23 protein-coding genes and 1 riboswitch are annotated in these 23,472 nt (G+C 63.0%); of the genes, 15 read left to right on the forward strand and 8 right to left on the reverse strand.

Annotation, left to right across the window (positions count from 1 at the left end; translation table 11 throughout):
• Positions 1-5 precede the first annotated feature (5 nt).
• The 3 genes from argA (at position 6) to proP (ending at position 3,823) form a co-directional block, all read left to right on the forward strand.
• Positions 6-1,406: an amino-acid N-acetyltransferase gene (argA, locus tag PWP93_RS07315; protein WP_035530996.1), complete on the forward strand. Its 1,401-nt coding sequence runs from the start codon at positions 6-8 to the stop codon at positions 1,404-1,406.
• 66 nt (positions 1,407-1,472) lie between these two features.
• A complete protein-coding gene (locus PWP93_RS07320; RefSeq protein ID WP_421023677.1) occupies positions 1,473-1,748 on the forward strand; it encodes an oxidative damage protection protein in 276 nt (91 codons plus the stop codon).
• A gap of 605 nt (positions 1,749-2,353) precedes the next feature.
• Positions 2,354-3,823 carry a glycine betaine/L-proline transporter ProP gene (gene proP / locus PWP93_RS07325; protein ID WP_421043975.1) on the forward strand — a complete coding sequence of 490 codons (1,470 nt, stop codon included), beginning with the start codon at positions 2,354-2,356 and terminating at the stop codon, positions 3,821-3,823.
• Positions 3,824-3,955: 132 nt separating this feature from the next.
• Here proP and PWP93_RS07330 read toward each other — a convergent pair whose 3' ends face one another.
• The 5 genes from PWP93_RS07330 to PWP93_RS07350 form a co-directional block, all read right to left on the reverse strand.
• Positions 3,956-4,444: a metallophosphoesterase family protein gene (locus PWP93_RS07330; RefSeq protein WP_421043976.1), complete on the reverse strand. Its 489-nt coding sequence runs from the start codon at positions 4,442-4,444 to the stop codon at positions 3,956-3,958.
• A 97-nt stretch (positions 4,445-4,541) separates the two neighbouring features.
• Positions 4,542-4,946: a cupin domain-containing protein gene (locus PWP93_RS07335; RefSeq protein ID WP_421043977.1), complete on the reverse strand. Its 405-nt coding sequence runs from the start codon at positions 4,944-4,946 to the stop codon at positions 4,542-4,544.
• Positions 4,943-6,367, reverse strand: coding sequence for an FAD-containing oxidoreductase (locus tag PWP93_RS07340; RefSeq protein WP_421043978.1), 1,425 nt, complete (start codon positions 6,365-6,367; stop codon positions 4,943-4,945). The genes PWP93_RS07335 and PWP93_RS07340 overlap by 4 nt, the downstream gene beginning before the upstream one ends.
• Positions 6,368-6,607: 240 nt before the next feature.
• The gene (locus tag PWP93_RS07345) at positions 6,608-6,817 is read right to left on the reverse strand and encodes a hypothetical protein (protein WP_421023672.1); all 210 of its coding nucleotides are present in this window, start codon (positions 6,815-6,817) and stop codon (positions 6,608-6,610) included.
• A 192-nt stretch (positions 6,818-7,009) separates the two neighbouring features.
• Complete coding sequence (locus tag PWP93_RS07350; protein WP_421043979.1) at positions 7,010-7,624, reverse strand: glutathione S-transferase family protein; 615 nt, start codon at positions 7,622-7,624, stop codon at positions 7,010-7,012.
• A gap of 520 nt (positions 7,625-8,144) precedes the next feature.
• Between PWP93_RS07350 and PWP93_RS07355 the strand changes: the two genes are divergently transcribed.
• The 4 genes from PWP93_RS07355 to PWP93_RS07370 all read left to right on the forward strand — a co-directional run bounded on the left by PWP93_RS07355 (position 8,145) and on the right by PWP93_RS07370 (position 10,777).
• Positions 8,145-8,393, forward strand: coding sequence for a hypothetical protein (locus PWP93_RS07355; RefSeq protein ID WP_421043980.1), 249 nt, complete (start codon positions 8,145-8,147; stop codon positions 8,391-8,393).
• Between the two features lie 383 nt (positions 8,394-8,776).
• The gene (locus PWP93_RS07360; RefSeq protein WP_421023670.1) at positions 8,777-9,049 is read left to right on the forward strand and encodes a hypothetical protein; all 273 of its coding nucleotides are present in this window, start codon (positions 8,777-8,779) and stop codon (positions 9,047-9,049) included.
• Between the two features lie 63 nt (positions 9,050-9,112).
• Complete coding sequence (locus tag PWP93_RS07365) at positions 9,113-9,319, forward strand: hypothetical protein (protein WP_421023669.1); 207 nt, start codon at positions 9,113-9,115, stop codon at positions 9,317-9,319.
• A 300-nt stretch (positions 9,320-9,619) separates the two neighbouring features.
• Positions 9,620-10,777, forward strand: a complete 1,158-nt coding sequence (locus PWP93_RS07370; protein WP_421043981.1) for an acyltransferase family protein — start codon at positions 9,620-9,622, stop codon at positions 10,775-10,777.
• Here PWP93_RS07370 and PWP93_RS07375 read toward each other — a convergent pair.
• Positions 10,737-11,954, reverse strand: coding sequence for a phage terminase large subunit (locus PWP93_RS07375; protein ID WP_421043982.1), 1,218 nt, complete (start codon positions 11,952-11,954; stop codon positions 10,737-10,739). The two genes, PWP93_RS07370 and PWP93_RS07375, sit on opposite strands and share 41 nt — an antisense overlap.
• 456 nt (positions 11,955-12,410) lie before the next feature.
• On the opposite strand from PWP93_RS07375, the gene PWP93_RS07380 reads away from it, so the two are divergent.
• A complete protein-coding gene (locus tag PWP93_RS07380) occupies positions 12,411-12,623 on the forward strand; it encodes a DNA-binding protein (RefSeq protein WP_421043983.1) in 213 nt (70 codons plus the stop codon).
• On the opposite strand, the gene PWP93_RS07385 is transcribed toward PWP93_RS07380, so the two are convergent.
• Complete coding sequence (locus PWP93_RS07385) at positions 12,620-13,618, reverse strand: tyrosine-type recombinase/integrase (RefSeq protein WP_421043984.1); 999 nt, start codon at positions 13,616-13,618, stop codon at positions 12,620-12,622. The two genes, PWP93_RS07380 and PWP93_RS07385, sit on opposite strands and share 4 nt — an antisense overlap.
• Before the next feature lie 788 nt (positions 13,619-14,406).
• Here PWP93_RS07385 and PWP93_RS07390 point away from each other — a divergent pair.
• Positions 14,407-15,609, forward strand: coding sequence for an MFS transporter (locus PWP93_RS07390; RefSeq protein WP_421043985.1), 1,203 nt, complete (start codon positions 14,407-14,409; stop codon positions 15,607-15,609).
• Between the two features lie 118 nt (positions 15,610-15,727).
• Positions 15,728-15,865 carry an entericidin A/B family lipoprotein gene (locus PWP93_RS07395; protein ID WP_421023667.1) on the forward strand — a complete coding sequence of 46 codons (138 nt, stop codon included), beginning with the start codon at positions 15,728-15,730 and terminating at the stop codon, positions 15,863-15,865.
• Between the two features lie 106 nt (positions 15,866-15,971).
• Here PWP93_RS07395 and PWP93_RS07400 read toward each other — a convergent pair whose 3' ends face one another.
• Positions 15,972-16,967, reverse strand: a complete 996-nt coding sequence (locus PWP93_RS07400; protein WP_421043986.1) for an EamA family transporter — start codon at positions 16,965-16,967, stop codon at positions 15,972-15,974.
• A gap of 697 nt (positions 16,968-17,664) precedes the next feature.
• On the opposite strand from PWP93_RS07400, the gene PWP93_RS07405 reads away from it, so the two are divergent.
• From PWP93_RS07405 to PWP93_RS07425, 5 genes are all read left to right on the forward strand, one after another.
• Positions 17,665-18,072, forward strand: a complete 408-nt coding sequence (locus PWP93_RS07405; protein WP_421043987.1) for a GreA/GreB family elongation factor — start codon at positions 17,665-17,667, stop codon at positions 18,070-18,072.
• A gap of 83 nt (positions 18,073-18,155) precedes the next feature.
• A riboswitch (TPP riboswitch) is annotated at positions 18,156-18,295 on the forward strand.
• A 96-nt stretch (positions 18,296-18,391) separates the two neighbouring features.
• A complete protein-coding gene (gene thiC, locus PWP93_RS07410) occupies positions 18,392-20,323 on the forward strand; it encodes a phosphomethylpyrimidine synthase ThiC (RefSeq protein WP_421023664.1) in 1,932 nt (643 codons plus the stop codon).
• 172 nt (positions 20,324-20,495) lie between these two features.
• Positions 20,496-20,717: a glycine zipper 2TM domain-containing protein gene (locus PWP93_RS07415; protein WP_421023663.1), complete on the forward strand. Its 222-nt coding sequence runs from the start codon at positions 20,496-20,498 to the stop codon at positions 20,715-20,717.
• A 434-nt stretch (positions 20,718-21,151) separates the two neighbouring features.
• Entirely contained in the window at positions 21,152-21,526 is a 375-nt protein-coding gene (locus tag PWP93_RS07420; RefSeq protein WP_421043988.1) for a hypothetical protein, read from the forward strand.
• A gap of 247 nt (positions 21,527-21,773) precedes the next feature.
• Positions 21,774-23,375 carry an L-lactate permease gene (locus PWP93_RS07425; RefSeq protein ID WP_421043989.1) on the forward strand — a complete coding sequence of 534 codons (1,602 nt, stop codon included), beginning with the start codon at positions 21,774-21,776 and terminating at the stop codon, positions 23,373-23,375.
• Positions 23,376-23,472 lie beyond the last annotated feature (97 nt).

A 23,472-nucleotide genomic window follows, 5' to 3' on the forward strand; every position in this document is an offset into this window, starting at 1 on the left:
CGGGCATGAATTCCCAAACCGACCTCGTCCCCGCCTCCGCGAGCGCGCCGGCTTCCGCCGCCGCGGACTCCGCTTCGGAGCAAGCTGCCCAGCAAGCCGCGCAGCACGCGCAGTTCGTCGACTGGATGCGATCGGTCGCGCCCTACATCCACATGTTCCAGGGCAAGACCTTCGTGGTCGGCTTCGGCGGCGAAGTCGTGCACCAGAACCTGCTGAACGCGCTCGTCGCCGACATCGCGCTCTTGCAGGCCATGGGCATCCAGATCGTGCTCGTGCACGGTTCGCGCCCGCAGGTCGAAGAGCAGATGAGCCTGCACGGTGTCGAGTCAGAGTTCTCGCACGGCATGCGCATCACCAATGCCCGCGCGCTGGAATCGGCGAAAGAAGCCGCCGGCGAAGTGCGCCTCGACATCGAAGCCGCGATTAGCCAGGGTCTGCCGAACACGCCGATGGCGCACGCGCACATCAGCGTGGTCTCGGGCAACTTCGTGACGGCGCGCCCGGTCGGCATTCTGGACGGCGTCGACTTCCAGCACACGGGCGTGGTGCGCAAGATCGACGCGGACTCGATCCGCCACTCGCTCGCGAGCCGCAAGCTCGTGCTGCTCTCGCCGCTCGGCTTCTCGCCCACGGGCGAGGCGTTCAATCTGTCGATGGAAGACGTCGCCTCGGCGGCGGCCATCGCGCTGCGCGCCGACAAGATCATTTTCCTCACGGAAACGCCGGGTCTCATCAGCGAGGAAGGCGATCTGATCCGGGAAATGTCGCTCGACGACGCCTACAAGCTGCAGGAAAGCGGCACCGTGCTCGGCGACGAAGGCTTCTATCTGAAGCACTCGATCCGAGCCTGCCGCGGCGGCGTGGGCCGTGCGCACATCCTGCCCTACGCGCTCGACGGCAGCGTGCTGCTCGAGCTGTTCCTGCACGACGGCGTGGGCACCATGATCTCGTACGAGAATCTGGAGAGCCTGCGCGAAGCCACGCCGGACGACGTCGGCGGCATCCTCACGCTGATCGAGCCGCTCGAAAGCGACGGCACGCTCGTGCGGCGCGGGCGTCACCAGATCGAACGCGACATCGACCATTTCTCGGTAATCGAGCACGACGGCGTGCTGTTCGGCTGCGCGGCGCTCTACGCGTATTCGCAGGAGCGCATCGGCGAAATGGCGTGCCTCACGGTCTCGCCCGAGGCGCAAGGCTCGGGCGACGGCGAGCGGCTCCTGCGCCGCATCGAGCAGCGCGCGCGAGCACGTGGCCTCACGCGCATTTTCGTGCTTACCACGCGCACCGAGCACTGGTTCTTGAAACGCGGCTTCGTAAAGGCCACCGTCGACGACCTGCCCGAAGACCGCCGCCGCCTCTACAACTGGCAGCGCAAGTCGCTCGTGCTGATGAAACAGCTGTGAGCGTCCCCATCTGCTGAGGACGCAGCGACACGCCGCCACCCGATACGACTACAGGAGAAGCACAGCATGGCCCGTATGATCCAATGCGCGAAGCTCGGCAAGGAAGCCGAGGGACTCGACTTTCCCCCGCTGCCCGGCGAACTCGGCAAGCGCATCTACGAAAACATCTCGAAAGAAGCATGGCAGATCTGGCTCAAGCAGCAGACCATGCTCATCAACGAGAACCGGCTGAACATGGCCGACCCGCGCGCGCGCCAATATCTGATGAAGCAGACCGAGAAGTTCTTCTTCGGCGAAGGCGCCGATCAGGCGTCGGGCTACGTGCCGCCGACCGAAGGCTGAAGCTGCGCCCGACGCACTGCAAAAACCGCGCCCCGGCGCGGTTTTTTATGTGCTTTTCAGGCCATCCATGCCACTCGCGCGACACGCTACAGGGCTGCGTCACTATGGCCGGCAAGATCGCCCAATCCCCCGCCACACAGGGCCTGGCGGGCTCCCCGAAGAACCCCGCCGGACGGGCGGTTTGCACGATCTTACGTTATCGTGCTATCATAACGTCTTGTTCGACATTCATTAGTCATCAATTTCAATCAGGCCGGCGCCCAAAAACGCCTTCTTCCTGCTTGTTTTCATACAAAAAGAATGCTCCGCCACGCGGGCCTTCTTTTTCGTTTCCGCGACGCTTCACTCCGCACCCTCGTGCGAGTCCAGCGTCCTTCTGCGTCCTGCCCCCCAACCACGGCCACGCAAGGCGCAACGCAAACGCACAATTCGACCGAGTGTCGTTTCGCGACACTTCAGCATGCCATTCATGCGTCGCCTGCCTCGCAGGCTCACCGAACGCTCGCACTGTGCGGCGTTCGCGCACGACATGCTTGCCGCTATCGCGAAACGGCACTCTCCGGCAACTGTGGCGAGCCATTGCAGGCCCGTCGCTGTCATTGGAGATGCAGACCTTGACCGCTTCCACTTCCGGTTCATCGGCCACCTCGGCCGATCTTACCCTCGACGAAATTACGATCGTCGATAAAAGACTCCTCAAACGCGCCGTCGGCGCCATGGCACTCGGCAATGCCATGGAATGGTTCGACTTCGGCGTCTACAGCTACATCGCCGTCACGCTCGGTCAAGTATTTTTCCCGTCGAGCAACCCCTCGGCGCAGCTGATCGCGACTTTCGGCACGTTCGCTGCGGCGTTCCTCGTGCGCCCGATCGGCGGCATGGTGTTCGGGCCGCTCGGCGACCGCATCGGCCGCCAGCGCGTGCTCGCGATGACCATGATCATGATGGCCTGCGGCACTTTCGCGATCGGCCTGATCCCGTCATATAACTCGATCGGCATTGCCGCCCCCGTTCTGCTGCTCGTGGCACGCCTGATCCAGGGCTTCTCGACGGGCGGCGAATACGGCGGCGCGGCAACCTTCATCGCCGAGTTCGCCCCCGACAAGCGCCGCGGCTTCATGGGCAGCTTCCTCGAATTCGGCACGCTGATCGGCTACGTGCTCGGCGCCGGCACGGTTGCCGTGCTGACCGCCATGCTCTCGCACGAGCAACTGCTCGACTGGGGCTGGCGCGTGCCGTTCATGATCGCCGGCCCGCTCGGCCTCGTGGGTCTCTATATCCGTACCAAGCTCGAAGAAACGCCAGCATTCAAGCGTGAAGCCGAACTGCGCGAAGCGCAGGAAGATGCGCGTCCGAAGCTCACGCTGAAGTCGCTCGTCACTGAACATCTGCGCCCCTTCCTGCTGTGCGTGGGCCTCGTGCTGATCTTCAACGTGACCGACTACATGGCGCTCTCGTACCTGCCGAGCTATCTCTCGGCGACGCTGCACTTCAACGAAACGCACGGTCTCTTCCTCGTGCTGATCGTGATGGTGCTGATGATGCCGATGACGCTCGCGTTCGGCCGCCTCTCGGACGCCATCGGCCGCAAGCCGGTGATGCTCGCGGGCTGCGTGGGCCTGATCGTGCTGTCGATTCCCTCGCTCACGCTGATCCAGACGGGCGAGCTGTTTCTGGTGTTCTTCGGTCTCCTGATTCTCGGTACGCTGCTCTCATGCTTCACGGGTGTGATGCCTTCCGCGCTGCCGGCGCTGTTTCCGACCGCGATTCGCTATGGCGCGCTCGCCATTGGCTTCAACGTATCGGTGTCGCTGTTCGGCGGCACGACGCCGCTGGTCGCCGCCTGGCTCGTCGAGCACACGCAGAACCTGATGATGCCCGCGTACTACCTGATGGGTGCGGCCGCGATCGGCATCGTCTCGGTGGTGTCGCTGCGCGAAACGGCACGCAAGCCGCTGCCCGGCTCCGCACCGTGCGTCGGCAGCAAGGCCGAAGCCCATGCGGTGATGCGTGGCGTGCATGTCGCCCGCGAAATCGACGAACGCTATGCCGCTCACACTGCGGTTCGGGTGTAACGCAGTCGTTACGCAGCGACGGCGCTTCAGGCGCCGCGGATTTCGCATCGGAAATTGTCGAAGGCCAGCCTCGCGCTGGCTTTTTTGCGTTTCGCCTGAAGTCTCGCGTCGCCCCGCGTCTGCGCAGTTGGCTCAGTCGATCAGCCGCGTGTGCTCGATGTGCAGCGCACCGTCGTTTCCGATCGTCAACATCGCTGCGGAAATGGGCAATTTGAAGCGGCGTGGTCCGGCGCTGCCAGGGTTCACGAAGTGCACGCCGTGGCGAATTTCGTGCTCCGGCTTGTGTGAATGGCCGCTGACCACGACAGCGATGTCCTGCGCCGCCTTGTCGGCGCCGAGGCCACGCAAATCGCGCAGTTCGTGAACGACTGCAAGCGCGATGCCGCCGATTTCGACCACGGTTTGCACCGGCAGTGCCGCAGCCCAGGAGCCACGGTCGTTATTGCCGCGCACGGCGGTCAACGGCGCGATCTGCGCCAGCCTGTCGAGCACGCCTTGCTCGCAAATATCGCCGGCGTGGATGATCGCATCACTGCCCTCCAGGAAACGCAGCAGTTCGGGCCGCAGGAGATTGTGCGTATCGGAAACTAGCGCGACGCGCAACGGACGTTGACGTGACATGGGATGGCGTTTCGTAGCGGAAAGCGGATACCGGTGATTATCGTCGACACGCGGCGCGCCTCGCGTGGGAAAGGAACACCGTCGCAATGCGCCGGCATCACTCGGGTGCATCCACACCCGCGCCAAAATATACGGCGAGCCAGACCGTAGGCGTTGCGGTATCGGTCCACGCCACGCGATGCCGGCAGTGTGCAGGAATATGCACGTAGTCGCCAGGACACATCCGATGGCGCGCGCCGCCTCGCGCCTCGAATTCCAGCACCGCTGCACCCGCGAGCAAAGCGACCCATTCGTCGCGCGGATCGTCGTACCAGAACCCTTCTGGACTCGCCTGCCCCGTCGAGACGATCCGCTCGATCAGGACTCCCGCCTGCCCGGCGAGCCGTTCGAAGCGCTCATCGCGCGCACTGGCTTCGATGCCGGCGTAGAGGTTGCCCGAAAGACTCGCTGCCGGACCTCGAGCGAGTTCCCCGGAACCCGCGTTCTCACCTGACACGCTCATACGAGTGGCCTCAGTCCGTCAAGCAAGGTCGGCACGAGCTCGCTCACCGTCGGGTGAACGTGCATCGCGTATTCGAGCGTCGTATACGGCGCGTCGGCGGTCATCGTGTCAATGAAGGTGTGGATCGCCTCGTCACCCTCCGCGCCGAAGATCGTCGCGCCCAGAATGCGCTGCGTTTGCGCATCCACGAGCGCCTTCATGAATCCATCCGTCTCACCGCGCTCGCGGGCGCGGCCGACGCGCGACATCGGCATGGTCGCGATCAGCGCGGGCCGCCCGCTTGCGCGGACGTCGTGCTCGCTCGCCCCCACCCGCGCAAGCGGCGGATCCACGAACACGGCATAGGCGGGAATACGCGTGTCGGCGCTACGGCGCGCGCCGTCGAGCAGATTTGCCGCGACGATCTGGTAATCGTCGTACGAGGTGTGCGTGAATGCTCCGCGGCCGTTCACGTCGCCAAGTGCCCACACGCCAGTCACGCGCGTACGCAGTTCTCCGTCGACCGGGATGAGACCGTGCTTGTCCCGTTCGATGCCTGCCGCACCGAGCCCGAGATCGTCGGTGTTCGGAATACGCCCCGTTGCGAATAGCAGATGCGAAACGTCGAGCGCTTCGCCGCCGAGTTCGATGCGTATGCCGCCCGGATGCTGGCCTGCATCGCCGCTCGCCCCGAGTGGCGCGACACTGCGTGGCGCGTTGCCGAAGCGAAACTCCACGCCTTCGCGCGCAAGCACGTCCTGCACCGCCCGAGCCACGTCGTCGTCCTCGCGCGCCAGCACGCGGTCCCCGCGCACGAGCACCGTCACGCGGCTGCCGAAACGCCGAAACATCTGTGCGAATTCGAGCGCCACATAGCTGCCACCAACAATCGCCAGATGCACCGGCAACGTCTCCAAAGCGAGCAACGTCGAGTTGGTTTCGTATCGGATATGGTCGAGCCCGGGCACGTCGGGAATGGCGGCGCGCGTTCCCGTGTTGATGAAGATCTCGGGTGCTTCCAGCGTCGCCGTTTCGCCGCCCGCCAACGTCACGCTGACCACATGCGCCGCGCTAAATCGCGCATGCCCCTGCAGCACCGTAACGTTAGAGGCATGGCGCAGCCAGTGTTCGACACCGTCGCGCGACGCGCCAATGATGCGGTCCTTGCGTGCCTTCACGAACGCCAGATCGACGCTCACCTCGGCGTCTTGCGCGGCATTGCCGATCCGCACGCCGAAGTCCGCCGCGTGGCGCGCCACATGCGCCGCGCGCGCGCAGGCAACATAGGCCTTGGTCGGCGTGCAGCCGACATTCACACACGTGCCGCCGAACGCCGCGCGCTCGATCACCGCCGTCTTGCGTCCGCTGGCGCCCAGCCGCACTGCGAGCGGCGGACCGCTCTGCCCTGTGCCGATCACGATCGCATCGAAACGCTGTGCCATGCCGTTCTCCTCGTGCGAAACATCTGCGCGCGTCACGTCCGCGCCATCTTACGCCGGCGCCGCAAATTCCATGCACGGGTAGTCCGCGAATTTCGAATCGGAAAACGAGAAAAAAGAGCCGCCCCGGATCATGGGGCGGCTCAGAGGGTGACGCTGCAACAGCAAACGGGCGATGCCGCTGCGCGTCGGGGGGGAGAATCGTAAAGCAGTACGCTGTCTATCGAGCGTAGGCAAACAGGGTCAATGGACGCGCTCGACAGGCGCCACGCATTCGTGGCTTGCACACCAGAATTCGCGCGAGCGCTGCAGCGCTGCGCGCGCACCGCGCGTCGCCACCATCAGCCCGATCTGACCCATGTTGAAGTCGAGCGACACCATCAACTGCATGAGGTCCACCATCGGCAGGACCAGTGCAGGTTGATACAGTTGTCGTTCGATAAAGGATTTCATGACGGCTCCCACTGAAACCGCCGCGTCTCACTGACGTAGCGTCATTTCCATGAGAGCCATTCTAGGAATGGAGCGTCCGCCGATAAATGGCCCGGACGCGAAGTCACTTGTCGTCAAACACGAACAATCGTGCAAACAGCGGGGCCCGCGATCAACGAGCCTACGGTGCCGGCCCGTGCACGGTTCCGAAGCTCATTCGAGCGGCGTAGCGACAAACTCGGGCAACGCCTCGGCGCGGGCAGCGTGTGCGGCAAGCGCCGGATAACGCGCGGGATCCACCGCGCCCGGCAAGATGTGCTGGGTGAAACGCCAGGCCACCGCGGCCGTGATGTCGGCCTGCGTGATTCGCCCAGCGCACAGCCAGCCAGTGCGGCCGTCCAGCAACTTGTCGAGCACCGTGTACGCGGCGTGCATCTGCGCGGTGACGCGCTGCAGCCACGGTTCGTGCTGACGCTCCTCGGGCCGCAACTGGCGCTCGTACACCTGCTGGACCGTCTTTTCCATGGCGGCCAGCGCGAACCCGTTCACGCGCAGCGCGAAAGTGCGCTCCTGCGATTCCTCCGGCATCAGGCGCCGCGCCGGCGGCACCTTGTGGTCGAGATAATCGAGGATCAGTGTGGAATCGATCAACAGCGTGCCGTCGTCGTCGATAAACGTCGGCGCCTTGACGACCGGATTGATCTGCGCGAACTCGTCGTAATGCCGGAATACCGACACGCTGCGATGCTCGAACGGCATGCCAAGCACGTACAGCGAAATCGCGACACGACGTACATACGGAGAATCCATCATGCCAATCAACTGCATTGCCACACCTCGCACAAGAAAAAGGGGACCGGGCAGCCGATAGTGCAGCATCGGCGCATTCATTTCAAGATTTGCGGATCGTTCCGGGAGCCCATGATCGAACCCCATTATCACCAGGCAACTGCACTGGAAGCGCAGCTACGGCGATGCCAAGGTTTCCCTAAAGCGATTGATAACAAGCAACTAAAACGGCTCCAAATAACGCCGTGTCGATGTGTCGCGAAAGATTCGATTTGCCTGGCGCTACATTTGTTAACTGTCGTCGTGTGTGATGCGACGCGTCATTGCTGCAATGCAACCTTACCGCTTTCCGGGAATAGCGAAGACGCGTCCATGCGTACTGGCACGCCGCGCAAGGCTCGGTATGGCACAAGTCGCAACACAAGGATGCCGAACTATCACTCACCCTGCATTCCAAGCGGTTTTCGTGCGCCGCATGTGTTGCACTGCATCGCCGGGAAACTCCTGGATACATACGCCGAAAGGCTGCGATAGTCTGACTGCACTAGGAGACGAAATCATGAGACAAGCATTCAATGTTGGCGTCGTCATCATCCTCGCACTCCTCCTCGCGAACCGAGCGATGACGCGCGCGCAGGCGCATGAGACCAGCTCGGTAACTTGCGCGCAAGGCTCGGAACTCGTGCGGCTCGACGCGCTCGGGCGCGGCTTCACCGCCATCGGCGCGCGCAGCCAGGGAGAGAATTTCCTCTCGTCGTGCCTCGTCTCCGGACAGGCTCAGGTCGGCAAAATCGTCGCTCACGACTGATTCGGCCGAACCGCATCGAACGCACAGCGCGAGACAAACAACCGTTCTATTCTTCGTGCGGCGTTGCCGCACGGCGTGCGGATCGGCCAGATACGTTCTGTGACATAGCGGCTTGACGCCTTCGCCAGACATAGCGGGGGCGACGCATACGCTCGATTGGGCCGACGCGCGCGCCATTAAACGCAAAACCAGGCGCCACTCCTCTTCGGGCGAGGTCGTTCACCCTCACGCGTCCATACCACTTTCACAGCGCTATTGCCCTGCACGCGCATGACATGCGCGTGCACTCATGCCTCGATATTTCACAAACGTTAATTAACATTCCCCCGAGTTGCCAATGGCCGCGTTTGGCGGCGACAATGGTGCGCGATCAGGAGGAATTTATGAGAGGCAGCATCCTGTTGCTTGGTCTTGGCATGCTAACGGCATGCACATCGGTAACCAGTGTGAACGCGAGACAGGATGGGCATTTTTCAATCACGAGCCGGGCGCGTTGGGACATCGTCTCGTGGAACCACGTGCGCAGCGCCGGTTTCAAGGAAGCGCAGGCTTATTGCCACAAGCAAAATAAAGAGATGCACGCGGTCGACGTGCACAGCGAAGGACTGCGCGGCGTTACTCCGCAATCAGTAGAGGTAATCTTCGACTGCATCTAAATTGCCTTCCCTCATGCCGCACACCCCCGCCCATCAAGCCTTTTGCGGATTCACGCCGGCTTTTTGAGCGATTCCTTGCGCAACAGCAATGGTTTGTTGCCGCTGTCCCTGATACCCAATTCGCATCTTGCAGATACACTGACGAAACATTTTGTTACGGCCTGTATCATGCTTACCGCCTTTTTTCTCGTGGCGCCTTTGGCAATTGCGGCGCTTTTCGGCTTTGCGCGGCTCGTCAATCCGCGCACCGGCCAGATCGGCAGCCGCTGAGCACACGGCGCGCCCCTGACATCGTTGCGATGTCCCGGCAGCCCCTAGGCCCAGCGACAAAAAACCCGCGAGGCGGTACGCCATCGCGGGTTCAGGGGGCTTCTTGCGAAGCCTGTTCGGGTTTCAGGTTGTCCTGGTGCCGGCGACCGGACTCGAACCTCTTTTATCTCCAATATTTGCATAGCCATATGCGCCATTTTTGGGGAGAAAAAACCGGGATTATCATCTTTGATGATGCGAATGAAGACTTATGCTGGTATAGAATCCGCGCGAAGTTAGAAAATACAAAGGACAGGAACAATGAACCGGGCCGACAAGGTTAAAAGCCTCGATCCGCTGACGAGCCTGCGCTTCGTCGCGGCGATGATGATCGTGGTGCACCACATCAAGCTCTATTTCCCGTGGAAGATCGCGACAGACGCGCCATCAACGCTCGTTCACGGGGTCAGCTTCTTCTTTGTCCTGTCGGGCTTCATCCTGACGCACGTCTATACGTCGAAGCCCTTCCCAGGATATGCGCAGTTCATGCGCGCCCGGTTCGCACGACTATGGCCGGTGCACGTCTTCGCGCTCCTTACGCTCATCATCTTCGTGCGCCCGGACTCGATCACGTTCGACGGTCCGGGCATGTTCAGCAAGTGGGCCGTGCTCGCGGCGAATCTGACGCTCACGCACTCATGGGTACCCTTCATCGCCTATGCGTTCTCATGGAACGGCGTATCGTGGTCGATATCGACCGAGATGGCCTTCTACCTCGTGTTCCCGCTGCTGCTGGTCAATATTCGGCGCACCTGGCATTGGAAAATGGCCGGCGCGGCCGCGCTGCTCGCTGTCATGCTCATGGCCATCAGCGCCGCACATCTGCCAGCAGACGGTGGCGTTCAGGACCTGACCGTCTCGTCGCTGACCTACACCAACCCGCTTGTGCGAGTCTTTGAGTTCTGCCTTGGCATGTCGACGTGGGCGCTCTGGGATCGCTTCCTGAAGCCTCTGCGGCTGCACGTGCTGGCATGGACGGCAGTCGAGATCGCAATCGTCGCGGCAATCGTTGTCTGGCTTGGATGGGGTTTCTACGCGGCGGCGCAGCACATTACGAATCCGGCGTCGCTATCCGAGTTCGGTCAGGCTGGTTCGTGCTGGCTGTTCGCGATCCTGATTGCCGTAATGGCATCTGGTCGAGGCCTGCTCGCGCGGGTTCTGAGTCTGCGACCACTGGTATTTATGGGCGAGATCAGCTTCTCGATCTATATGCTGCACCAGATCCTGCTCAAGTTCTTCATGGGCTGGCTACCGGCTGGAGTGACGACGCCGCTGATGTTCTTCTCGGCGATGTTCTTCTGTGCGGCGGCAAGCTTTGTGATGATCGAGCGACCGGCGCAGCGCTTCCTGATGCGCAAGCGCGCGCCGGTATCGGAGCCTATCGCACGCGTCGCGCGCGGATCAATCCATCAACAGTGACCGTGCCGCCTGAGAAAACCGCGATTCCAGTCGCATATACAGTGGTAGTGGCAGATAGGCTGAAGCGGACGACGGGTGAGGCGACATAGACAACTCCAATCGAATTCGTCGCCGAAATACCTGAGTTGAACGTTGTCTGCCCCAGGGTGGCCGCGCCTGCACTTGTCAGGGTTACAGTTGTGCCCGCCGACGTTACGGTGGCGCCAGTGCCGATATTGAATTTGTTGTCGACCTCAACATCCCAATCGCCCGCAGTGAGCGAAATGCTGGTCGAGTTCGCATTCACGCCAGTCGTAAGCGCGGTGCCCGTTGCGGATTGCTGCTGATATTCTCCGAAGCTCCCCGCATTGGCATTGTTGTTCGTCGTGGTGCCGACGATTCCTTCGCCCACCACCACGTCGCCCATGTGCCGGTCATAGGCGCTGGCCACGATAGCGCCCCACGTGGCGGGGCCGGCCTTCACGGTGCAGTCTTCCAGCACATACGCGCGGCCATCGGTGCCTAGCGCCACCACGACGATCCCAATGGCATCGTTGTCGGCGTTGTCCACGTCGCCAGAGCCGGACGGATCGACCGCCACGACCACGCGCACGAAGTCGGGCAGTTCCTGATCCGTGCCGTGCCGCCACTTCTCAATGGTTTCTTCGGCGAAGAGCTGGTTCGGCGTCGCATCGCTGAACTCGCCTCGCAGAAAACGTTTCTGGAGGCGCTGGCTCATGCCCTTGAGCGTATCCAGATAGTCCGCGCTGAGGTTCTGCGCGTTGTCGTTTGGGTTGATCTGGAAACTGGCGTAGTCGTCAGGATTCGAGAGCGGTTCGCCGGTTTCCGGGTCAACCTTCAGCACGAAGCGCTTGTATGTCCAGTGTGCTTTTGATGGGGGATTGCAGTCGAACAGCGCTCGCACCTTCAGCGGCGTGGGGTCACGCCCCTCGATGCGCATCATGGCCTTCTGCGCGAGACGCGTCACAGCCACATCGACCGACGATATGGGGATATGCGAGGACTCGTTGAAATAGAGCGTGCTGAATTCCTTGCCAAGAATCTTTTCGACGCGCTCCGAGTCATCCAGGCCACCAAACCATATCTCGCTGTCCTCCCCGGTGCCGCTATGGATCGTCGCGTAGCCGTCGCCCTTATGCATGGTCCATTCGACCGCCGGGAACGCCAGCTTCATCATCTTCGGCCACGTGTCGAGTACGATCGCCGCCTCTTTTTTTGAGAGAGATGATGAGCGAAGAATTGCGCAAAACGATCATGGACGCTATGCGCAGCGTCTCAGAGCGAGCCGACGAATTTAAAGCCGGTTGCGCGACGTTCGATGGAGAGTGGCCAGACGCTGAAGACAAGGCGATCTATGACGCCGAGGTTGCGTTGGTACGAAGCTTTGATACGGACATCGGATTGAGCGCTGGGCGATCGGCGATCTTCCTGATGCGCCGATGCCGCCCGTCCAGACCCTCGAAGAACGGCGCAGAAAGGACCGTGTGCGCTGGGACATCTGGGGAGCAAAACGTAAGCCATTCTCGAACATGCTGATGCAACTCCAGGGCGAGGCTCACGCACCGAAGGGATCAACTGGACGTGTCTATGCACAGGACATGACCGGCGAGAGCCTGGAAGACCGGAGGGCTGCATGACCGAAGAAACCAAAGCCGCCCTGAAGGCGCTCGAGCTCTACGCGGCGCGCCACCCGCGACCCACCCAGGTCAACCAGAAGCAGGCGGCCGAGATGCTTCACGTGAGCGCGCGCACTGTTCACAACATGCTGAAGGCCGGCACGCTCAAACTGAACAAGTGCGGCATGATCCCCATCGAGTTGATAGACGCAGTGCTGGAAGCGGCCTAGATGCGCGCGGCGATATGCTCGGCGGACTCGCGGTAATAGACGGCGCTGAGCATCTCCAGATCGGTGTGCCCGCTGATCTTCGAGAGCGTGAGAACGTCGACCTTGCGCGCGAGCCGGGTGAGCGCCTCGGCGCGACTGTCGCGAAACGTCAGGCCAGAGATCTTCAGGCGCCCCTTGGTCTTGCGAAAAAGCGCATCAAGGGAGTCTGCGCTGAGAGTGAAGAAGCGCTCCCGATCCGCGACCGGTGCGAGCAGGCGCACCGTGTGGCGCGTGAGCGGGATCTCACGCGGCTTGAGCGTCAGGTATTGCATCTTGTGCTCGACGCGCGCCACGCGCTTTTTCAGGTCACACGTGCCCTTGCCGAGCTGGAGTATCTCCGAAGCGCGCATTGCGGAGCGCAGCGCCACCAGAAAGGCGAGCGCCACCTCCTGACTCTTTGACACTGGCGCGCGGCCCGAGACATACCCAAGCGCGCGGCAGATCGGCCGCACCTCTTTCCATGGGTCGACACGCCGGTCGCGCGGCGGGCCCTCCTGAGGCGACTTGAATCCGGTGAACGGGTTGTGTGTGAGCCAGTGCCACTCGTCGCGCGCGGTGTAGAAGACATTCCGGATGAGGTTGATGTCGCGCACGACCGATCCGGGCTTGACCTTCTTCAGGCGCGCGTCGCGCCACTCGACGAGCTGCGGCGTCTTGAACTCGGCCAGCTTGAGCGCGGCCAGATGCGGGAAATCCTTTTCGAAAGCTTTCAGGCGCAGCGCCTCGGCGCGTGCGCCGGCCTTGCCGGAAGAGACGCGCTTCGCATACTCGCGGAACATCTCGGCGACCGTGTGCAGCTCACCTGGTTCCGCGCCGATCCGCGCTCTGATCTCGGTTTCCCGGTTCGCGGCCCAGGCGCTCGCCTCGCGCTTGGTGCGGAAGGTGCCAGAGTCGCGCACATCGCCAATCTTGATCTGGACTCGCCAACCGTTCTTGTACGGAGTGATGGATGCCACCGTGGGGCCTCGCTTGGGGCTGCGTTGGGGCCTCAAGTGTACAAAGTGCCGTTTGGTTCGGCAAATCCTAGCAAATCAGATAGGTCTATCCCCTTGATTTCCTGTGTTTTCCGTTTATAGTGGAAACGCACGGAAGTATCAGTGGTGCCGGCGACCGGACTCGAACCGGTAAGCCGTGAGGCGGCGGATTTTCGTCACACTACGTCTTTCGACGCCGCCCGCGAAGCTCTCGCGGATGTTCGTGCGCTGGACTATGCCTTCGCCATAGCCTCTTGGCGCTGTAATACCGCGCCAAAGCCTTAGGCGCCCCCCGTCTAGTCTCTACACCTTCCTGGCCGGCGCGAACATGCACCAGCCGGCTTGGCTCGGCGTTGCCTCGGCACAATGCGCGCTTGCGCACTGCAAAGTCCAGGGGTTTCTCCGAATTTGAGGGGTTCTGCACCGGCCGTTTCCGGCTGGGCACTCAATCTAGTTTTAAGTCCGCTATGTTTACCAATTTCATCACGCCGGCAAAGCGGACGCGATTCTACCATTGGCACAGCGATTCCGGCTCAAGCCGATAACGATGCCGTCCGACTCGCTACCCGCGCGTCACGCAACCAAAATGTTGCGCACTCAACGTGTTTAAAGCTCGCCCCCGGCGCGCGTCTGCGCGAGGGGCGGCACGATCGCGCACGCTCCGGTATGATCGGCACGCCCGAACTCATGCAGACGGCGTTTCGCCGGCATGAACGAGGGCAGCCTTTTCAGCATCTCATATCGCTGGGCGCCGCCCGCATACCGTGCACATGTCCACACCCGATTCCGCATCCGCTGGCGAACGCCAGTCGCTGCGCGGCTTGCTGCTTTTGCTCGCGACCATCGCGGGCGTCGCGGTCGCGAACATCTATTACAACCAGCCGCTGCTCGACGACTTCCGCCATACGTTCCCCGCCGGAGCCGCGTGGATCGGCGCGGTGCCCGCCGCCACGCAGCTCGGCTACGCCCTGGGAATGCTCCTGCTCGCGCCGCTCGGCGACCGCATCGACCGACGCCGCATCATCCTCGTGCAGACGGGGCTGCTCTGTCTCGCCTTGCTCGCCGCCGCCGCCGCGCCCTCGCTGCCGGTGCTGATCGGCGCGAGCCTCGCCATCGGCGTGCTCGCCACCATCGCGCAGCAGGCCGTGCCGTTCTCGGCTGAACTCGCGCCGCCCGAGCAGCGCGGCCACGCCGTGGGCACCGTCATGAGCGGTCTCCTGCTTGGCATCCTGCTCGCGCGCACCGCAGCCGGGTTCGTCGGCCAGTACCTCGGCTGGCGCATGGTGTTCGCCGCCTCGATCGTGGCGCTGCTCGTGCTCGCCGTGGTGGTCGTGAAAAAACTGCCGAAGAGCCAGCCGACTTCGACGCTCGGCTACGGCAAGCTGCTTGCCACGCTCTGGCACCTCACGGTCGAATTGCGCGGCCTGCGCGAAGCCTCGGCCATCGGCGCTTGCCTTTTTGCCGCGTTCAGCTTGTTCTGGCCCGTGCTCACGCTGCTGCTCGCGGGCGAGCCGTTCCACCTCGGCTCCGAGGTCGCCGGGCTCTTCGGCATCGTCGGCGCGGCGGGTGCGCTCGCCGCGCCATGGGCGGGCCGCTCCGCCGACAAACGCGGCCCGCGCGCCGTCATCACGCTCTCGATCGCGCTCATCGCCCTCGCGTTCGTGATCTTTGCGTTCTCGGGCACGAGCCTGATCGGTCTCGTGATCGGCGTGATCGTGCTCGATGTGGGCGTGCAGGCCGCGCAGATCTCGAATCAATCGCGCATTTACGCGCTGCGCCCCGAAGCGCGCAGCCGCGTGAACACCGTATTCATGGTCTGCTACTTCATCGGCGGGGCAACGGGTTCGGCGGTGGGCGCGGCCACCTGGCATGCGTTCGGCTGGATGGGTGTGTGCGCAGCCGGTCTGGGTTTCAGCGCGCTCGCGGCGTGGATTCACTACACCACGCGTGCGCAGTCCGACGCAAACACATAACCGTACATGACGCGTTCACCGCGCGGAGCGCGTATGCGCACCGCATCGCGAATTCGCGACAGCGGCCAGGCACGGGATGTGCTGAAAAGGGCTCACTCACTCAGCGGAGGCCCTTCTCATGAAACGCCTGATTGCCTTCTTTCTCATCACCGCGTCGGTTGCCGCGCTGGCCGCCTGCAATACCGTCGCGGGCGCGGGCGAAGATCTGTCCTCGGGTGGCCACGCCATCACGAACAGCGCCGAGAAAGCGAAGTAACCGGCGGCATTCGCGGCGCCGGCACACCTGCCGGCGCCGGAACCGCGCTGCTGCCAACGCGTTAGCGCGGGCGCAAAAACTTCGTGCTGCGAATAATGCGGCAAGTTCAGGACCCACGTCGCCTGTCGTCGAACAGGAACGAGAGTCCAACGCTGCCGAGAATCAGCACGGTGGCAATGATCGTGCCGAGGGTAATCGGCTCGCCGAGCGTAAGCGCCCCGATGATCACCGCGACAACCGGGTTTACATACATGCAGCTGCTCGCCACGATCGGGCTCGTGTGCCGGATCAAATAACCATAGGCAACATACGCAGCCATCGTGCCGATTACCATCAGGTAGACGAACGCGACGACCGGCAGGACATGCAGCGCGCCCATACGCTCGCCGGTGATCCATGCCACCAGCGTCGAGATCGCACCGCCAAGACCGATCTGCAGCGCCGTCGCGATAAAGAGATCGGAGGGCAATTCGAGCCGTCCCGCGAGATGCGCACCGACCGCCCAGAAGAGCGCGCCGCCGAGAATCGCAAGGCTACCGCCCGCCGTGCTGCTCGCCCCGCCGTCGTGGCTGAGAATCGCGATGCCAACAAGACCCAGCGCCACTGCCGCCCATTCGCCCTTCACGACGCGCCGCCCGGCTGCCGCGGCAATGAGCGTGGCGAACAGCGGCACGGTCGCGACCATCACGGCCGCGGTGCCCGTGCCGACCGTGCGCATGCCATAGGCCAGCATGCCGCTCGACAGGCCCACCAGCATCGTGCCGACCACGCCTGCATTGCGCACCTGCGCAAGCGTCGGCATGGGAGGACGCCGGCGCACGGCGAACACAAAGAGCCCGATGCCCGCGAACAGATTGCGCAGGCCCGAAAGCAGCAGCGGCGGAAAAGAGCCGAGCGCCACGTGCACGCCGAGATAGGTCGAGCCCCAAACGAAGTAGACAACCGCGAGCGATAGGGCCACACGACCGCCGCGCGACTGCGGCAAGCGCACGCTGCGCGCGAGACGCCAGCATTGCGCTCCGGTCTGTATCAACGCCTGTAGCAACCCTTGGGTAAGTGAGCCGCCGCTCCAGCGAGAAGGCAAACGGGGAAGCATGGTCATTGCACCGCGGAGAGACTGGGGGCTGACCGCGGACACCCCGCCGGTCGTGGGACGGGACGAATGAAGCGCAACGGCATGATCGAAGCAGCGAAAAGAAAGTGCGAGATGTGCCTCGATGCGCCGCAATGGAGCCACTAAGGACACGAAGAGCCCGAATCGGGCGTCACGCATTATGCAACAAGGCACCTGGTTGCGGACGAAGCGAGCACGCCTTTATGCGCAAGGCGTACAACTTGCGCGCAAACCCGACTGAAACGCCGTGGTCGAACGCCCGCCGCGACGGCCATAGCGTCGCTCTGCGGCAAGACGTCGCCATCCCCTCGCCGACACCGCACGCTTCGCCCGGGACGCGTTGCCGACGCAGGTCGTCCATGAATAACAAGACCGTGTTAACATGCCCTCTGCTTTCAAAAAACTTTCAGTTAACTCTGTCGTCCCCTATGCCTCCGTCGTTCACGCATCTTGCCGTGCATCTCGCCGCACCGTTGCCGCCGCGCACCCAGCGCGGCGCGTCTGCGCGCGCGGGAACGCTTCTGGATGCGCGGTCCGCCGCCCGACGACACGTCCCCGGCTCCCAGGCCCCGCTCGCCGCCGCCCGGCGTCCATACTGAACCACCCTCCGCTTTCCGGAGCCGTTCGGTCGGGCTCCGGGCCGATCCCTCACTTTTTTCAATCCCGGATCGTAAGGAGAACCACCATGTCGAAGAAAATCCGCTATCTGACCGAGCTCGATCTCGCTCGCCTCGAAAAATGCGCCGCCGAGCCCGGTGCGGCCGCCGCACGCCAACCCATGCTCGACGACCTGCTCGAGCGCGCGGAGATCGTCGACTCGCGCAAGGTCGCCGCCAATGTCGTCACCATGAACTCGCAGGTCACGCTCGTGAACGAACGCACGGGCGAGGAAGTCACGTTTACCGTGGTCTACCCGGTGAGCGCCAACCTCGACGCCGGACGCCTGAACGTTTTTTCGCCCGCGGGCCTCGCGCTGCTGGGCGCGAAGCGCGGCGAGTCCGTGCGCTTCACGCCGCCGAGCGGTGCCGTCGAGACGTTCAAGATCGACCGCATCCTGTTTCAGCCCGAAGCCGCAGACGATTTCACGCTGTAAGCAACGCGCGCCCGCGCTTGGCCTGGCACATTTCACATGCCGAAGCACTTGCCAGATCGTCGCAGCACGGTGTATCGTTTGGCCTGCTTACGCGGGGGTCCTGCGTCATGCGCCGCTTCGAATCGTTCACACGAATGTTCAAGCCGCGTATTGCGTGGGTGAGAAATACCCTTTGAACCTGATCTGGATAATGCCAGCGCAGGGAAGCGTCCGGACTTCGCAACGCAAACGCCTCACCTCATCACAGCGAAGTCCGTCCACGTTCCGTCTCATCTCCTGCTAAGCCGCTGTTCCCACATAGCTTTGCATGGAGAGAGGCATGAACGCCAACCCGAAATTCGTTTCCGCTAACGCGCACGTCGACGAAGCTGCAATCGCGCCGCTGCCCAATTCCCGCAAGATTTACGTAACCGGCTCGCAGCCCGACATTCGCGTGCCGATGCGCGAAATCACGCAATCGGACACGCCCACGGGCTTTGGCGGCGAAAAGAATCCGCCGATCTACGTCTATGACACTTCGGGCCCGTACACCGACCCCGAAGCGAAGATCGACATCCGCGCGGGCCTGCCCGCACTGCGTCAAGGCTGGATCGAAAAGCGCGGAGACACCGAAGCGTTGCCCGGCCTCTCCTCCGAATACGGCCGCGAGCGCGCCGCCGATTCGGCCACGGCCGAACTGCGCTTCCCGGGCCTGCACCGCACGCCGCGCCGCGCGAAGGCCGGCAAGAACGTCACGCAGATGCACTATGCGCGCCAGGGCATCATCACACCCGAGATGGAATTCATCGCCATCCGCGAAAACCAGCGCCGCGCCGAGTATCTGGAAAGCCTCAAGACGAGCGGCCCGAACGGCGCGAAGCTGGCCGCGATGATGGGCCGCCAGCACCCGGGCCAGGCATTCGGCGCGGCAGCCTTCGGCGCCAACGCCCTGCAGGAAATCACGCCCGAATTCGTGCGCGAGGAAATCGCGCGCGGCCGCGCAATCATCCCTGCGAACATCAATCACCCGGAAAGCGAGCCGATGATCATCGGCCGTAACTTCCTCGTGAAGATCAACGCGAACATCGGCAATTCGGCGGTCACGTCGTCGATCGGCGAGGAAGTGGACAAGATGACGTGGGCGATCCGCTGGGGCGGCGACACGGTCATGGATCTCTCGACCGGCAAGCACATTCACGAAACACGCGAGTGGATCATCCGCAACTCGCCGGTGCCGATCGGCACCGTGCCGATCTATCAGGCGCTCGAGAAGGTCAACGGCAAGGCCGAGGACCTCACGTGGGAAATGTTCCGCGACACGCTGATCGAGCAGGCCGAACAGGGCGTCGACTACTTCACGATTCACGCGGGCGTGCGCCTGCAGTACGTGCCGCTCACCGCCAACCGCATGACGGGCATTGTTTCGCGCGGCGGTTCGATCATGGCCAAGTGGTGCCTCGCGCATCACAAGGAATCCTTCATTTATGAGCATTTCGAAGAGATCTGCGAAATCATGAAGGCCTATGACGTGAGCTTCTCGCTCGGCGATGGCCTGCGTCCCGGCTCGATCTACGACGCCAACGACGAAGCGCAGCTCGGCGAGCTCAAGACACTCGGCGAGCTCACGCAGATCGCGTGGAAGCACGACGTGCAGGTGATGATCGAAGGTCCCGGCCACGTGCCGATGCAGCTCATCAAGGAGAACATGGATCTGCAGCTCGACTGGTGCAAGGAAGCGCCGTTCTACACGCTCGGGCCGCTCACCACCGACATCGCGCCGGGCTACGACCACATCACCTCGGGCATTGGCGCCGCGATGATCGGCTGGTTCGGCACGGCGATGCTCTGCTACGTCACGCCGAAGGAACACCTCGGCTTGCCGAACAAGGACGACGTGAAGGAAGGCATCATCACGTACAAGCTTGCGGCGCACGCGGCCGATCTCGCGAAGGGTCATCCGGGTGCGCAAGTGCGCGACAACGCGCTGTCGAAGGCGCGTTTCGAGTTCCGCTGGGAAGACCAGTTCAACATCGGCCTCGATCCGGACAAGGCACGCGAGTTCCACGACGAAACGCTGCCGAAGGATTCCGCGAAGGTCGCGCACTTCTGCTCGATGTGCGGCCCGCACTTCTGCTCGATGAAGATCACCCAGGACGTGCGCGACTTCGCGGCAAAACAGGGCATGACCGACGACGAGGCCCTGAAAAAGGGCATGGAAGTGAAGGCCGTCGAGTTCATCAAGCAAGGCGCGGAGATTTATCAGCGCCAGTAAGGCACGCAAGACGGTGTGCTGCGCGCCGCGAAACAATTTCTAACGATTCCGACAACTCGTTGACAAGCGCATACACCCGGATACGGGAGGCGCTTCTACGATAAATGCATTGGAAGCGCATCAGGCACTAAACCGCCTGGTGCGCCTCGCCCGATACAACCGGAGTCGAAAAATGAAAACACTTGCACGCGCACGCACTCTCCTCACTGTGACAACGCTCGTTGCCGTAGTCGGCAGCCTCTCGGCTTGCGACAACATGTCGAGGCGCGACCGCGACACCGCAATCGGCGCGGGTGTCGGCGGCGTCGCGGGCGCGGCCATTGGCGGCAGTGCGCTCTCCACGATCGGCGGTGCTGCGGTAGGCGGCATCATCGGCAATCAGGTGGGCAAGTAAGGGCCACGTCTGCCCTGCCTGACACAGCGAAAAACTCACGACATAACAACAGGCAATTAGCCGGCAATCCGGGTTGCACATGCCGGCTTCAGAGAGGATACGCGGCGCATGTCTCGCAAGAGCATGCGCCGCGTTTGCATTTGGCCGCGACTATGCATGCGTGTGTTTGGGCATGCAGTCATGCAAGCACGCGAAAGATGCGGTGATTCAAGTGCAACACAGGGTGGCGGCGAGGAGCGTAAGCTCGATCGATCAGGTTCCGGGTGCCCAACGCACTTACTGCCGGCCGAGTAAGGAGTCCGCCATGAATCGCCCCTTAGCCGCCCTTGCCTCGCCTTGCAGCGCCTCGATGCGCCAATCCTCGTTGGAGCGCCTCGATGCGCCAATCCTCGTTGGAGCGCCCGTGGGCGCGCGGCGCGCTCAGGCGGAGCTCGATGCTCGCTGCAACGGCCGTCCTGCTCGCGCTTTCCGGCTGCTACTACTATTACCCATACGGCTATTCGCCGTACTACTACGGCACCGTGCCCGCCTCGAGCACGCAGCATGAAAACGCGGTCTTGCAGACCAATCCGCAAGCGAATCTGCCTGCCAACCCCGCACCCGCGGCCGTCCCCGAACAATACCCCGGGCCGCTTTATCCCTCCCCGCCCGTTGCTATCGCGGTGCCGGCCTGGCCGCTCTATTCCTCTTATCCGGCTTTTCCGGCTTACCCCCCGTATTACCCCTATCCCGCGTGGGGATGGGGGGCGCCCGCCATCTCCTTTGGCTTTGGCTACTGGAGCGGTGGGGGCGGCCACTGGCATCACTAAGCGCCAGCCAGCGCCACCCAGCGTTACGCGCGCCGCACGACCGTACTTTCCCTCCCTTGACGCTCCCGAACCATTTTCTATGCTGCTATTGGGTATCGGGTACTGAAGCACGGCCTTACTGAATTCCGCTCCCCATGGCGGCGCGCGGGTCTACCGCGCGCCGCGCGCACTGCCGACGCCACGCCCGGCACACCTTTGCGCCCGCACGCATCGATGCGCCGATACCAATCAGCATAAAGGAGACGTCATGTTCCATCAGCTGTTGACTCCCATCGGCAACTCGCTCTTCCTGTCGTTCATCGTGGCGGTGCTGCCGATCGCCGTGGTGCTCGTCCTGTTGGGCTGGGCGCGCCGGCCCGCGTGGCAGGCTTCGCTCGCGGGCCTCGTCGTGGGCCTCGTCGTCGCGATCGCGGGCTGGCAGTTCCCGGTCAATCTCGCCATCAGTTCGGTGCTCAACGGCGTGGTTTTCGCGCTGTGGCCGGTCATGTGGATCGTCGTCACGGCCATCCTGCTTTACAACATTGCGGTGCGCTCGGGGCGCTTCTCGGCGTTTCGCATGTGGCTGCTCGACAATCTGCCCAACGACCGGCGCATCGTGCTCGTGGTGGTGGGCTTCTCGTTCGGCGCGTTGTTCGAAGGCATCTCGGGTTTCGGCACCCCCGTCGCGATCACCAGTTCGCTATTGATCATGCTCGGCTTCCCGGCGCTCGAGGCACTCACCTTCACGCTGATCTTCAACACGGCGCCGGTGGCGTTCGGTGCGCTTGGCGTGCCGATCACGGTGCTCGGCGCGGTCACCCACCTGCCCGCCGACGCGCTCGGGCAAATGGTCGGCCGCCAGTTGCCGTTCTTCGCGGTGGCGCTGCCGTTCTATGTAATCGCCATCTACGCGGGCGTGGGCGGCATGCTGCGCATCTGGCCGGTGCTGCTGGTCTCGGGCGGCAGCTTCGCGCTCACGCAGTTCGTCACGGCGAACTACATCAACTACAGCCTGACCGATGTGCTCTCCTCGCTCGTCTCGCTGATCCTCACGATCCTGTTTCTGCGCGTGTGGAAACCCGCGCCCGACGCGCGCTTCGAGATCAAGGTCGACCGCGCCAAGGAAGTGCGCGGCGACGTCTCGGGAACGCAGGGATGGTATCCATGGATCATCGTGGCGGTGGTCGTGATTCTCTGGACGATCGCCAAGGTGTTCGCGATCGGCGACCTCAAGGTGCACTGGCCGGTTCTCGACAAGGCCGTCTACATCACGCTGTACAAGACGCCGTATGGCGCGATCTGGGACTTCCAGCCGCTCGGCACGGGCACCGCGATCCTGCTTGCGGCCATCATCACGGCGCTGGTCGTGCGGCTCAAGCTCGCCGACTTCGGCGCCGCGATCGTCGACACCTGGGTACAAACGCGCATCGCCATCCTGACCGTTGCCACCATCGTCGGGCTGGCGTTTTTGATGAACTACTCGGGCCTGACTTATACGCTGGGTCTCGGCGTGGCCTCGGTGGGCGCGTTCTTCCCGCTCGTCTCGGCGTTCCTCGGCTGGGTGGCCGTGTTCCTCTCGGGCAGCGACACCTCGGGCAACGCGCTATTCGGCAATCTTCAGGTGGTGGCCGCGCACCAGCTCAATCTGGACCCCGTGCTCATGGCGGCGACCAATTCGTCGGGCGGCGTCATGGGCAAGATGATCTCGCCGCAAAATATCGCGACGGGCGTGGCAACCACCGACCTCAAAGGGCAGGAAGGCTATGTGTTCGCGAAAACCTTCAAGCACTCGATCCTCCTGACGGTGCTGCTCGGCATTCTCGTGTGGCTGCAGCAAAACGTGTTCACGTGGATGATTCCTCCGCATTGAAGACGGCGTGCAGCATGAATGGAAAAACCGCCTGCGAATCGAGGAATTCGCAGGCGGTTTTTTTGATTGTCCCGGGGCGGCATGGGCGACGCCCCCT

Origin of the sequence: Paraburkholderia sp. A1RI-2L, assembly GCF_048957375.1 — a bacterium.
Taxonomy (GTDB): domain Bacteria; phylum Pseudomonadota; class Gammaproteobacteria; order Burkholderiales; family Burkholderiaceae; genus Paraburkholderia.

Coding starts and splice junctions, on each gene's coding strand:
- PWP93_RS07375 (WP_421043982.1), bottom strand. CDS start 11,954: ATGATGAAGCTGGCGTTCCCGGCGGTCGAATGGACCATGCATAAGGGC.
- PWP93_RS07345 (WP_421023672.1), bottom strand. CDS start 6,817: ATGAAATCCTTTATCGAACGACAACTGTATCAACCTGCACTGGTCCTG.
- PWP93_RS07320 (WP_421023677.1), top strand. CDS start 1,473: ATGGCCCGTATGATCCAATGCGCGAAGCTCGGCAAGGAAGCCGAGGGA.
- PWP93_RS07415 (WP_421023663.1), top strand. CDS start 20,496: ATGAAAACACTTGCACGCGCACGCACTCTCCTCACTGTGACAACGCTC.
- PWP93_RS07370 (WP_421043981.1), top strand. CDS start 9,620: ATGAACCGGGCCGACAAGGTTAAAAGCCTCGATCCGCTGACGAGCCTG.
- PWP93_RS07350 (WP_421043979.1), bottom strand. CDS start 7,624: ATGCAGTTGATTGGCATGATGGATTCTCCGTATGTACGTCGTGTCGCG.
- proP (WP_421043975.1), top strand. CDS start 2,354: ATGCAGACCTTGACCGCTTCCACTTCCGGTTCATCGGCCACCTCGGCC.
- thiC (WP_421023664.1), top strand. CDS start 18,392: ATGAACGCCAACCCGAAATTCGTTTCCGCTAACGCGCACGTCGACGAA.
- argA (WP_035530996.1), top strand. CDS start 6: ATGAATTCCCAAACCGACCTCGTCCCCGCCTCCGCGAGCGCGCCGGCT.
- PWP93_RS07395 (WP_421023667.1), top strand. CDS start 15,728: ATGAAACGCCTGATTGCCTTCTTTCTCATCACCGCGTCGGTTGCCGCG.
- PWP93_RS07390 (WP_421043985.1), top strand. CDS start 14,407: ATGTCCACACCCGATTCCGCATCCGCTGGCGAACGCCAGTCGCTGCGC.
- PWP93_RS07355 (WP_421043980.1), top strand. CDS start 8,145: ATGAGACAAGCATTCAATGTTGGCGTCGTCATCATCCTCGCACTCCTC.
- PWP93_RS07425 (WP_421043989.1), top strand. CDS start 21,774: ATGTTCCATCAGCTGTTGACTCCCATCGGCAACTCGCTCTTCCTGTCG.
- PWP93_RS07405 (WP_421043987.1), top strand. CDS start 17,665: ATGTCGAAGAAAATCCGCTATCTGACCGAGCTCGATCTCGCTCGCCTC.
- PWP93_RS07360 (WP_421023670.1), top strand. CDS start 8,777: ATGAGAGGCAGCATCCTGTTGCTTGGTCTTGGCATGCTAACGGCATGC.
- PWP93_RS07400 (WP_421043986.1), bottom strand. CDS start 16,967: ATGACCATGCTTCCCCGTTTGCCTTCTCGCTGGAGCGGCGGCTCACTT.
- PWP93_RS07330 (WP_421043976.1), bottom strand. CDS start 4,444: ATGTCACGTCAACGTCCGTTGCGCGTCGCGCTAGTTTCCGATACGCAC.
- PWP93_RS07420 (WP_421043988.1), top strand. CDS start 21,152: ATGCTCGCTGCAACGGCCGTCCTGCTCGCGCTTTCCGGCTGCTACTAC.
- PWP93_RS07335 (WP_421043977.1), bottom strand. CDS start 4,946: ATGAGCGTGTCAGGTGAGAACGCGGGTTCCGGGGAACTCGCTCGAGGT.
- PWP93_RS07340 (WP_421043978.1), bottom strand. CDS start 6,367: ATGGCACAGCGTTTCGATGCGATCGTGATCGGCACAGGGCAGAGCGGT.
- PWP93_RS07380 (WP_421043983.1), top strand. CDS start 12,411: ATGACCGAAGAAACCAAAGCCGCCCTGAAGGCGCTCGAGCTCTACGCG.